This window comes from Bradyrhizobium australafricanum (assembly GCF_020329495.1).
Classification (GTDB): domain Bacteria; phylum Pseudomonadota; class Alphaproteobacteria; order Rhizobiales; family Xanthobacteraceae; genus Bradyrhizobium; species Bradyrhizobium australafricanum.
Genome location: NZ_JAGKJL010000081.1, coordinates 23,583 through 34,058 on the forward strand (window position 1 = coordinate 23,583; position 10,476 = coordinate 34,058).

The 10,476-nt window shown below is 60.3% G+C and carries 10 protein-coding genes; 7 read left to right on the top strand and 3 right to left on the bottom strand.

Annotated elements, in window-relative coordinates:
- Positions 1-7 precede the first annotated feature (7 nt).
- A complete protein-coding gene (locus J6525_RS40735) occupies positions 8-964 on the bottom strand; it encodes an N-acetylmuramic acid 6-phosphate etherase (RefSeq protein ID WP_225648898.1) in 957 nt (318 codons plus the stop codon).
- Positions 965-983: 19 nt separating this feature from the next.
- Positions 984-1,922: a glucosamine kinase nucleotide-binding domain-containing protein gene (locus J6525_RS40740; RefSeq protein ID WP_076834256.1), complete on the bottom strand. Its 939-nt coding sequence runs from the start codon at positions 1,920-1,922 to the stop codon at positions 984-986.
- A gap of 140 nt (positions 1,923-2,062) precedes the next feature.
- Between J6525_RS40740 and nagA the strand changes: the two genes are divergently transcribed.
- The 4 genes from nagA (at position 2,063) to J6525_RS40760 (ending at position 7,703) form a co-directional block, all read left to right on the top strand.
- Positions 2,063-3,217 carry an N-acetylglucosamine-6-phosphate deacetylase gene (gene nagA, locus J6525_RS40745; protein WP_225648899.1) on the top strand — a complete coding sequence of 385 codons (1,155 nt, stop codon included), beginning with the start codon at positions 2,063-2,065 and terminating at the stop codon, positions 3,215-3,217.
- Positions 3,218-3,379: a hypothetical protein gene (locus tag J6525_RS40750; protein WP_225648900.1), complete on the top strand. Its 162-nt coding sequence runs from the start codon at positions 3,218-3,220 to the stop codon at positions 3,377-3,379. It begins immediately after the preceding gene.
- Positions 3,380-3,680: 301 nt separating this feature from the next.
- Positions 3,681-4,106 carry a YybH family protein gene (locus J6525_RS40755; RefSeq protein ID WP_092083088.1) on the top strand — a complete coding sequence of 142 codons (426 nt, stop codon included), beginning with the start codon at positions 3,681-3,683 and terminating at the stop codon, positions 4,104-4,106.
- Between the two features lie 237 nt (positions 4,107-4,343).
- The gene (locus tag J6525_RS40760; protein ID WP_225648901.1) at positions 4,344-7,703 is read left to right on the top strand and encodes an AAA family ATPase; all 3,360 of its coding nucleotides are present in this window, start codon (positions 4,344-4,346) and stop codon (positions 7,701-7,703) included.
- A 68-nt stretch (positions 7,704-7,771) separates the two neighbouring features.
- Here J6525_RS40760 and J6525_RS40765 read toward each other — a convergent pair whose 3' ends face one another.
- Positions 7,772-9,082 (bottom strand): patatin-like phospholipase family protein, encoded by a 1,311-nt coding sequence (locus J6525_RS40765; protein ID WP_225648902.1) that lies wholly within the window; start codon positions 9,080-9,082, stop codon positions 7,772-7,774.
- 383 nt (positions 9,083-9,465) lie between these two features.
- Between J6525_RS40765 and tnpA the strand changes: the two genes are divergently transcribed.
- The 3 genes from tnpA to J6525_RS40780 form a co-directional block, all read left to right on the top strand.
- A complete protein-coding gene (gene tnpA / locus J6525_RS40770) occupies positions 9,466-9,870 on the top strand; it encodes an IS66-like element accessory protein TnpA (protein WP_225648908.1) in 405 nt (134 codons plus the stop codon).
- Positions 9,867-10,232: an IS66 family insertion sequence element accessory protein TnpB gene (gene tnpB / locus J6525_RS40775; protein WP_225648903.1), complete on the top strand. Its 366-nt coding sequence runs from the start codon at positions 9,867-9,869 to the stop codon at positions 10,230-10,232. The genes tnpA and tnpB overlap by 4 nt, the downstream gene beginning before the upstream one ends.
- Positions 10,233-10,281: 49 nt before the next feature.
- On the top strand, positions 10,282-10,476 hold a 195-nt coding region (locus J6525_RS40780), incomplete at its 3' end, for a hypothetical protein (RefSeq protein WP_225648904.1).

The window sequence follows — 10,476 nt, forward strand, 5'->3', positions numbered from 1 at the left end:
GATGTCGTCACGGCTCAACCACTCCGCCTCGGCCGCGTCCCGCCGCTCCCTTTGGGAGTCGGTCACGATGCGAGTCACGATTCTTGGCAAGCTCGACAAACACTTGCCGAAGATTGCCGTCACAGTTCTCCAGAACGGTCTTCGCATCAACCCTGTCGACACCGAGCGCCAGAAGGACTGCAATCTTGATGTCTCCCTCGGCCTGCTCGAGCGAGCTTGCCGCGTGCGACGGATTACAGCGCGCGATTTGCGCCACCATGGCCTCGGCGCGCCGCTTCAGCTTGGCATTGGTCGGCGGCATGTTCACCATCATGCCGCGATATACCCGGCCAAGGCGCAGCATGATCCCCGAGGAGATCAGGTTGAGCACGACCTTCTGCGCGGTGCCCGCCTTCATCCGCGTGGAGCCGGCGATCAGCTCTCGGCCGGTCTCGACCAGGATCGGAAACTTTGCCAATGCCAGCAGTGCGGTGCCGGGATTGTTGGCGACACCAATCGTTACTGCATCGAAAGACCCTGCCTGCTGCAGCGCCGCGACCGTGAACGGCGTTGTGCCGCTGGCGGCTACCGCAATCACCACGTCGTGCGGCGTGAGCCGTGCGGCGCTGATCTGCGTGACTGCATCATCGACATCGTCCTCCGCGCCCTCGATGCTGGTGACGAACGCGCTGTCACCGCCGGCAACGACGAAGCGGACGCGCTCGCGGGGCCAGGCGAAGGTCGGCGTCAGCTCGGCGCCGTCCTGGACCGCCACGCGGCCTGACGTGCCAGCGCCGATATATACAATGCGCCCGCGGTCGCCCAGCACCGTCTTGGCCGCTTCGGCTGCCGCGGTGATCGCGGGAAGGGCATGGCCGATCGCGGCGACCGCCGCAAGCTGGCCCTCCCACATCGCTTCCATCGCTGACGTCAGCGACCATGCATCAAGGTCGGCAAATCTGGGATCGACTTCTTCGGTGGCCATATCGGTGATCCAAGCACCATCAAACGCGGAACTTCGAAGCCTGTTCATGGTCAGTTTCTCTCTTGGGCGGGTCCAGCTTGCGCAGGTCGAGCCGCCCTCGGGCCACAAGCAGCGCGCCGGCCGCTGCGTCGGCGTCAGGACGCCTCAGGCGGGCGCGCAGGTCAGGCGTTAGCCAGGGCGTAATCGCATCCGCGAGCCCGCCCACCAGCGCGAGCCGGTCAATTCCTTTAGCCAGGAACAGATCAAGCAGATCGCCAATGGCATCGGCCGCGCGTTCGACAATGCGGCGGCCGACCGGATCGCCCTGATTGGCGTGCCGCATCACGGTCGGCGCGAACGCGGCGTAGTCGGTGGCCCGGGCTTCTTCAGACCACGCCACGGCCTGATAAGGATCTTGATCGAATGCGCCCAGCACCTCTGCAAGCAATGGTGTCAGCTCGCCGCGGCGATCCGCGGCCCGCAGCGCCAGTCGAACGACCTGCAGGCCAATGTCGGCGCCGCTGCCTTCGTCCGAGACCGGGAAGCCGTAACCGGCGATGCGGATCTCGCTGCCGCCAATCAGGCCGACACCCACTGAGCCCGTGCCGGCCACCACGATGGCCCCGTCCGCGCCGCTATGGGCGCCGAGACAGGCAGCTAGGCCATCGCTGATGAAGATAACGGACGCAAAGGGATGCGGGATCTCTTTGAGCGCCGCTTCCGCGCCCCGGCGACCAATGCCGGCGAGGCCAATTCCGGCGTGCATCCGCGCGAAATCCTCGCGCGTCAGTTCGGACTGTGCAGCCGCGGCTTCGGTGGCCTCCATGATGGACCGCCAGGCCCTGTCGAAGCCAATCCGGGTCGTGGCAGGCCCCGAGCTCGCTTCACCGAGTACCCTGCCGTTTTCGTCCTCGATCCGGGCGCGGCAGCGGGTTCCGCCCCCATCGATGCCGAGATAGGTGGTACCTTTTGTTTCCATGAGAAGTTAACGCAAGGATTTAGCTCCGGGTCCCTGAAGCCCGTTGTGTACATATAGGGACCTGTACAGCACGGGACTCGCCTCACGAGTCCGTGATTGCCATTCTCGGATCAGCACTTATGGGCCAAGCTGGGTCTTCCGTGGTTTTCTCGATTGCTGCGCAGCACATCTTTGACGGTGCCGATATGCGCGGGCCGGGGTTGGTCACGATATCGCAGGGGCGGATCGAAGGCATTACCGAGGAAGCGCGCGCCTCGATCCACCTTCCCCGAGATGCGATACTTGCACCCGGATTGGTCGATGTTCAGGTGAACGGAGGCGGCGGCGTTCTTCTCAACGACCAGCCAACGGAGGCCGGCGTTCGCCGCATCGTCGAGGCGCACCGCAAGGCCGGCACCACGGGCTGTTTGCCAACCCTCATCACCGATCGAAGCGAGGTCATCGAACGATTGGCTGTAGCAGCTCAGGCGTGCCTCGAAATTCCTGGCGTGCTCGGCTTTCATCTGGAAGGTCCGGCCCTCAACAGGTCTCGCAAGGGCATTCATCCGGAAGCCGAGATACGCGTGCCCGATCGGCGCGATCTCGCCGCCATCAAAAGCTTCGGGGACCGCGGTCGCTCCATGGTGACCTTGGCCCCGGAATGCGTGCCCGCGTCCATGATCGATGAATTGATCGGCGCCGGATTGCGTATCGCGGCCGGCCACAGCGACGCCACCGCAGCCGAAATCGGGCAGGCGGTCGATCGCGGTGTCTCGGGGGTGACCCATCTGTTCAATGCCATGTCGCAGTTGAACGCCCGAGAGCCGGGCTTGGTGGGCGCCGCGCTGGGAGATGACCGGTTGTTTGCAGGGATCATCTGCGACGGCATCCACGTTGACCGCGTCGGCTTGCGTGTTGCCTTGCGCTGCAAGGGACGCGATCGATTGATGCTGGTTACCGATGCCATGCCATTGGCGGGCACGAGCGACCGGCAATTCCTGCTACAGGGAAGGGAGATCACGTTGCACGACAATCGCCTGACTGACCGGGATGGCACGCTCGCGGGCGCTCACCTCACCATGATCGAGGCGGTGCGCAACGCTGTTGCGCTTATCGGAATCTCCCTTGTCGATGCTCTTATCATGGCTTCCCGGACGCCTGCGGCATTTCTGGGCCTTGGGTCCGAGCTTGGACGGATCGCGCCCGGATACCGCGCGGATCTTGTCGCCTTTAATCCGAACTTTGAGGTCGTCGGTACATGGATAGGCGGTGTTGGTTCGATGGGCGAGGCGAACAAGGCTTCCGAGCGAGGTTAGATGCGCAACCAGCCCATCGTCGTGCAGAAATATGGTGGTGCCTGCCTTGAAACACCGGCGAAGATTCGCGCGGTTGCGCGCAGTCTCGCCGACCTGCACGGCGGTGCGAAAGGCACCTCTGACCGGGAAAAATGCGCCTTGTCCCTTCATCCTTCCAAGTAAGCTGTTGCAATCGCAGCAAATGCGAACGCCCTCCGAGCGCACCATAATTTCAAAGCGGGGATGCGACGTCGCTATTGGCTTCACACTGGCCGAGCATCCGGCTTGAGAATTGGTGAGAAATTGCGCGAAGTCACTTGCTACCATAAGGCGCGCGTTGCGCTGGTTAGTCAATGTTGCTGACGGTAATTCCCCGGAATTGCTGGCGCGCCAAACCCGGTCTGGGATACCTCATTCAACGCATCCGGTTCTTGTCAAGTCAACGTCCGCCCTGCATTCGCATCGAGCATATTTGGAGATGATCATGCGTAGCATAGCCTTGATGATTGCATTCGTGATCTCGTTTACCGCACCGGCTCTAGCTCAAAAAGCCGAGATCGAGGCCATCAATGCGAAATGGATTGAATTGTTCAACAAGGGCGACTTCTCGGGAGTTGCGTCACTTTACAGCACGGATGCGACCGCATTCCCGCCGGGTACCGCGATGGTTCACGGCCGATCAGCCATCGAGGCAATGTGGAAAAGCATGGCGGAACAAGTTGGCGATCCGAAGCTCGCAACCCTTGACGTTAAGCCCCTTGGCCCATCCGCGGCGCGCGAGATTGGGACGTTCGCCCTCAAGACCAAGGGACCGACACCGAAGGATGTGACTGGAAAGTATGTCGTGGTTTGGGAGAAGGTCGGCGATGATTGGAAGCTGACCACCGACATCTGGAACGAGGGCAACTAGGCATCTCTGTTCATTGCTGTGCTTCGCGCCGAACGCGGCTTTACGTTGAGTTGGCTATTGCACGGTCGAAGGCGCGCGATCGGGGCCCCACGGCATCGCTTGGCAGCGCCCAGCTTTCGCCGGAGCCAATGTGTTAAACTGGCTGAGAAGTCTCGCGATCGGTGCTTCCATTTGCAGATGTGCCTTCGCAGGTCTCTGCAATGTGCTACTCTTATCCCTATTGGCCATAGGTATACCATGACAGGTATTGCAGAGTGGCTGGCATCGATCGGTTTGGGAGAGTACGCCGATCGTTTCGCAGAGAACGCTATCGACCTCTCGGTCGTCGGCGATCTCACGGAGCAGGACCTCAAGGACCTCGGCGTCCTGCTTGGGCACCGGCGCAAGATGCTGCGCGCGATTGCGGCACTTGAGGATGATGTCGCTGCATCGGACCAAGCGGCCGCCAAACCAGCGCCGCGAGACGGCGCCGAGCGGCGCCAAATCACGGTCATGTTTTGCGATCTGGTGGGCTCGTCCGCACTTTCGGCCCGGCTGGACCCGGAGGACTTGCGCTCGATAATCGGCGACTATCACGCCTGCATCGCTGAGGTTATCGCCCGGAGTGAGGGCGTTATCGCGCGCTACATGGGGGATGGCGTGCTTGCCTATTTCGGCTACCCCCTGGCGCACGAGGACGATGCCGAGCAGGCGACACGTGCGGGGCTGTCACTGGTCGATGCCGTGGCCAACCTTCAGACAGATATCGGCACCAAGCTGCAGGTTCGCGTTGGCATCGCTACCGGTATGGTCGTCGTGGGCGATCTGATCGGCGAAGGCGCCGCCAAGGAGCAGGCGGTGATCGGTGAGACACCGAATCTGGCTGCTCGTCTGCAGCAGTTCGCCGAGCCCGGTACGGTGCTGATCTCCGAGAGTACGCGCCAGCTCACCGAAGGATATTTCGAATACTGCGATCTTGGCTCGATCGCGCTGAAAGGATGGGCGGAGCCAATACCTGCCTGGCAGGTGCTCGGGACGACTGGAGTCGAAAGCCGCTTTGAGGCTCAGCACAGGACTCGATTGACGCCCTTGATCGGGCGAGACGAGGAGATCGAGCTGCTGTTGCGGCGCTGGCAGCACGCCTCTTCGGGCGAAGGTTGCGTAGTGGTTCTAACTGGAGAGCCAGGTATCGGTAAGTCGCACATCGCGCTGGCGCTTCAAGAACGGCTCCAAGCCGAACCACACATTACGGTCCGCCATTTCTGCTCGGCGCACCATACCAACAGTGCGTTGTATCCGTTCATCGACAATCTCGAACGTGCTGCCCGTTTCGAAAGAGGTGAAGCGCCGACGGAGAAGTTTGCCAAGCTTGAAGCTCTGCTGTTGCGGTCTGGCGCCGACGCAGATCGTGTGGTGCCGGCTCTAGCAAACCTTCTGTCGCTACCGGTCAGTGACCGCTACCAGCTGCCCGAGCTCAGTCCGCAGAAACGCAAGGAGATGACGTTGGCGGCATTCTCGGCTCAGCTCGAAGCGTTGGCGGCGCGGCAGCCAGTGTTCATCATCTTTGAGGATGCCCATTGGTCGGACCCGACTTCGATGGAGCTGCTCACGATTACACTGGAAAAGGTACCACGACTCCGAGTGCTGCTGCTCATCACCGCGAGACCAGAGTTCACGCCGCCCTGGCCTGGTCATGCACATGTGACGACCGTCTCGCTTACACGGCTGAACCGGCGCAACGGGGCGGCCTTGATCGAGCGCGTCACGGCAGGCAAGACGCTCCCGGAGGAGGTCTTGGACCAAATCCTCGCTCGCACCGACGGCGTGCCCCTGTTCGTCGAGGAACTGACCAAGGCGGTGCTCGAAACCGGCTTGCTGCAGGAGCGAGACGACCATTACGTGGTCAGCGGTCCGCTACCCTCGATGGCGATTCCAACGACATTGAACGCATCGCTGATGGCTAGGCTCGACCGATTGGCCCCCGTGAAGGAAGTTGCTCAGATCGGCGCCGTTGTGGGGCGCGAGTTCTCGTACGAACTGCTGAGCGTGGTCGCCAAGCTGCCAAGGCAACGGCTTGAGGAGGCGCTTGCCCAGTTGGTTCAGGCGGAGTTGATATTCTGCCGAGGCGAGATACCCCGGGCGGTCTACACCTTCAAGCATGCGCTCGTGCGGGACGCTGCCGAAGCGGGACTTCTGAAGAGCCGACGCGCAGCGCTGCATGCCGCCGTCGCCAACGCTTTCGAGCAACGATTCCCGGAAATTGTGGAGTCTCAACCCGAGACTCTCGCACTCCACCTTACCGAGGCGGGATTGTTCGAAAAGGCGGGAGAATATTGGCTCCAGGCAGGCAAGAAAGCGGCCATGCGCTCCGCCAACCTCGAAGCGATCGCACACTTGCGCAAAGGCATTGAGGTCTCGGCCCATTTGGCCGACGGTGCGCTTAAAGACCGGCTGGAGCTTGATTTCCAGTACGCGCTCGGGCCCTGCCTCATTGCCACCCAGGGGCCGGCCTCGCCCCAGGCGGTGGCGACCTTTGCGCGAGCGCGCGAGCTGTGCCAGCGGCTCGGAGATCCCCCCGAGCGACTACAAATCATGTTTTGGTTGACCACCGCGAGCGTCATTCGCGGCGAGTTGCCGGTCGCCGAGGAAATGATCTCGGTGTTGCTCGATCTTGCGGAGGGTCGGGGCGATCGACCAACGTTGCTCAACGCGATGCGTGGGCAAGGGATGATACGCCTTTTCATGGGAAATCTCGTAGGTGCCCAGGAGGTGATCGAACGGGCCTTCGAAGCGTTCGAAGCGAGCAGCGAGCATGACAGATTGGCGGCGCGTGCTGCCGGCCAGGATGCGGGTGTGGCCGACCTGGCTCTGATGTCATGGGCGCTCTGGCTGCAGGGCCGTGCTGATACGGCACTCGCGCGTGTAAATGCCGCCCTTCAGCGTGCCGACGTCATCAGTCATCCGCATTCGCAGGCCTATGGATGCTATTATGCATCCATTCTCCACGCTCTTCGGGGTGACTTCCGAAAGGCACACCGCTATGCCGATCGTTGTCTCGCCTTGTCGGAAGAACTCGGATTCCGGCAGTGGCGAGGATTGGCTCGCGCCATCCGGGGGATAAGCGCCACCTTCCTTGATCCTTCGTCCGCTGCGCTCGAGGAAATCCGCGCGGCTATGAACGAATATCGCGGCGCGGGCTATCAGCTTGGCATCACAGCCCTGTATGTGCTCCTGAGTGCCGCTTTGTTGTCGAGCCATCAAAGCGAAGCCGCGCTCGAACTGATTGAGCAGGGTCTCGCTACAACCGGCCGCAATAGCGAACGGATATTTGAGGCCGAGCTGTATCGATTGAAGGCGCGCGTATTGCTCGTCCGCGATGCACCGGAGGCCAGCACCGATGCACGATCACTGCTCGATCACGCATTGACAACTGCAAAAAGCCAACGCGCCAAGGCCCTTGAACTTCGAGTAGCAGTAGACCTCGCCAACTTGTGGATCGATCAGGGCAGAACCAGCGAAGCGCTCGACCAGCTCGTGCCCATCTACGGCTGGTTCGTCGAGGGTCTTGAAACGCAGGATCTGAAGCAGGCAAAGGCAGTACTCAACCGACTGCAGTAATTGCGCCTCGACTGCGGATATTGGAGCTTGGCTCAGCAGGTCGGCCTCAAAGCTGCTTTACCTTGCCGTTACGCAGCCCGCCTTCGACATTCGTGATATGCCTCCTTAACCTCTCGCCATCCCGCCTCATCGCTTTCCGCAGGATTCTCATTTATGAAATGTGGCCCGTCATGCGGCGGACGTTTTCCGTGTTCGTAGTATGCCTTGATTGCTTGTTCAGCAGCGATCCTTCCCAACTTTCTCCCGCTGTCCAGGTTGCTGTGGTTCCATTTGAAACTGATGTGCCCCGGCACATGAATCTCGACGATTGTCCCCTTCCACGGATGCTCCCCGGATTTTGGCTTGTCGTACCGCACGTGATATTTGAAGAGCTTGACATCATCTTCGCCAACGGTCGCTGCGAACAATTGGCAGAGATTTGCCAGGGCATCGTGAAGGTTTTCCGGTTTGCGGACTTGCTTTGAATCGACGATCCTGCTCACCCATATCTCGTCCAGCTCATCGCCCGGCTTATGATGCTCCTGGAGCAAGCTCTCGAAGTTGACCGTATCGACCAGTGCTCCTTCGCAGTAGGTAACTCCGTCGATCTCTACGGTTTCTTCGACGAAGGGAAGGGCTGAACACGCACATAAGCTGGATGCGCTGATAGGCACTTTGTACTCTTTCCCGTCGACCTTCTTGTTCTCATCGACCTTCTTGGGCATTGGGCGGTTGGAAAACAACGCGAGTTTATGCTCATCGAGATTCCAGGCGTTGTGGAATATGAATGGCTTTTCGGGTCTTCCCAGCGCGTCGAAATTTATGCTCTTCATAAACTGGCTGTGTGGATAGTTGATCCTGGAGAGGCCGGTGACTTGGGACAGATACATCATTGACGTGAGATAACGAACGAAAGGATTTGGGGCCAGCACCTGATTAAGAACCCATCTGTTTACGTCTCCCTCATCCGGGCTCGTGAACTTCTTCCCGCCGTCCGTGTCGGGCTGTTGAGCGAACCAGAGCGACATGGATTCCCTGAAGGCATTCGCGACCCTGTTAGGGTCCCACAAATCCTTATAGGTATTGGGATCTGCGACGAAGTTGGTCAGAGCCTTGCCGATGCTTTCCCAATCCGGGCCGAACACCGTGTTTATGGGAAAGCGCCTATAGCTTTCGTCGTCTCGAAACACGCCATTCTTGAAGAATTGATGGGTCTGTTTCGCCCTGTCTTTATTGTCAACGTTGTCAAACTGATTGTAGACGATCCCAACCCAGGCGCCGATGCAGGACAATGCCCACACGTCAAAGGTTATACCTGCGTTGGCAAGAGCTTCCAGAACTCCAATGTGCAGCCCTGCCGCCGGACCACCACCGCCGAGCGTAATCGCCCTCTTCACCATTGGTTCCTCCATCAAATTTTTTGCATGGCTTATTCTCTGATCAAGTTTCTGAACCGCGTAAAACTAAAAGACTGGTCGTTTGCTGGGTCCGCGGGCTTTCGGCCGCACCGAATGCCGTTGAATCCAACTCGACAACTCATTGATCGCAGCGTTGCGAAACACGATACGTGCGACGGAACGGTGGACCTCGATGTTCGGCGCCTTCTCGAGCCTGCTGATCGCGCTGGGCGCATGCCGGCCAAGAGCTCGAGCAAGCGTATCGCGGTCTGGCCCACCCATTTGTGAACCAATTCACGGAAGATATTTAGTATCGCTCCGGCGAAAGCCGCCTTGCAGAGTTAGATGGATGGTGAAGACATAGGCGTATGACTGACCATATGCCTATGCCGAAGGTTTCCCGACTTGAAGTCGTCTCGACGGGCGCCCGACGCCGTTGGACTTTGGAGGAGAAGCAGCGGATCGTTGCCGAGAGCTACAGCGGACCACGATTGGCGTCGGTAACGGCACGTCGCAACGGATTATCTACGAGCCAATTGTTCACGTGGCGCCGGTTGGCGCGCGCCGGCCGGCTGGTGGAGGATGCCGCGCCTGCGCTTGTACCCGTGGAGGTCGTCTCTACTCCAGCTTCGGCATCGACGTGCACGCAGCCGCCGCCGTCTTCACCGCCTGCGCTGTGCGCAAGAGTTGGAATCATTGAGATCGAGCTTGGCGGTTGTTGCGTGCGAGTGGATCGTGACGTGGACACTGAGGCGCTGCAGCGGGTCCTTGAGCTCCTGCGACGGCGATGATCCCGATCCCGAGCGGCGTCAAGGTCTGGATTGCCACTGGCCACACGGATATGCGCCGCGGCATGCAAAGCCTGGCGCTTGCGGTTCAGGAGAGTCTGAAGCGCGATCCCCATGCCGGCGATCTCTACATCTTCCGCGGCCGCCGCGGCGATCTGGTGAAGGTTCTATGGCATGACGGGTTGGGCATGTCGCTCTACGCCAAGCGCTTGGATCGCGGCAAGTTCATCTGGCCCTCGGTGTCGGACGGCGCGGTGTCGATCTCAGCGGCGCAGATGGCTTATATGCTGGAAGGGATCGACTGGCGGAATCGTGTGTCCAGCAAAGGCTGGCGTGTCCAGTGGGAGGCAATCCCACCAGGGTAAAAGTCAGAGCCCTGTAGTTTGGATAGCAGAGAGGAGGGAAACCGAATTTTTGAAGCCTATCGACAAGGTCTCCGGAAAGGGAGATCACGAGTCATCGGGCCGTATCGAGAGAGAACGCGTTGTGGCCTCGAAAAAGTCAGCAACCCGAAGGCCGAGCCCGCGGTTTCAAGGCGAAGGCAGCATAGACAGCCGAAATCTGACCGATGCGGCTGTTCACTTCGGCGGGGTGGAAGCGACAGCACGA

Bases quoted from the DNA above. Each gene is read 5' to 3' on its own strand.
- J6525_RS40750 (WP_225648900.1), top strand. From the start codon at position 3,218: ATGCGCAACCAGCCCATCGTCGTGCAGAAATATGGTGGTGCCTGCCTT.
- J6525_RS40740 (WP_076834256.1), bottom strand. From the start codon at position 1,922: ATGGAAACAAAAGGTACCACCTATCTCGGCATCGATGGGGGCGGAACC.
- J6525_RS40765 (WP_225648902.1), bottom strand. From the start codon at position 9,082: ATGGTGAAGAGGGCGATTACGCTCGGCGGTGGTGGTCCGGCGGCAGGG.
- tnpB (WP_225648903.1), top strand. From the start codon at position 9,867: ATGATCCCGATCCCGAGCGGCGTCAAGGTCTGGATTGCCACTGGCCAC.
- tnpA (WP_225648908.1), top strand. From the start codon at position 9,466: ATGCCGAAGGTTTCCCGACTTGAAGTCGTCTCGACGGGCGCCCGACGC.
- J6525_RS40755 (WP_092083088.1), top strand. From the start codon at position 3,681: ATGCGTAGCATAGCCTTGATGATTGCATTCGTGATCTCGTTTACCGCA.
- J6525_RS40735 (WP_225648898.1), bottom strand. From the start codon at position 964: ATGGCCACCGAAGAAGTCGATCCCAGATTTGCCGACCTTGATGCATGG.
- J6525_RS40760 (WP_225648901.1), top strand. From the start codon at position 4,344: ATGACAGGTATTGCAGAGTGGCTGGCATCGATCGGTTTGGGAGAGTAC.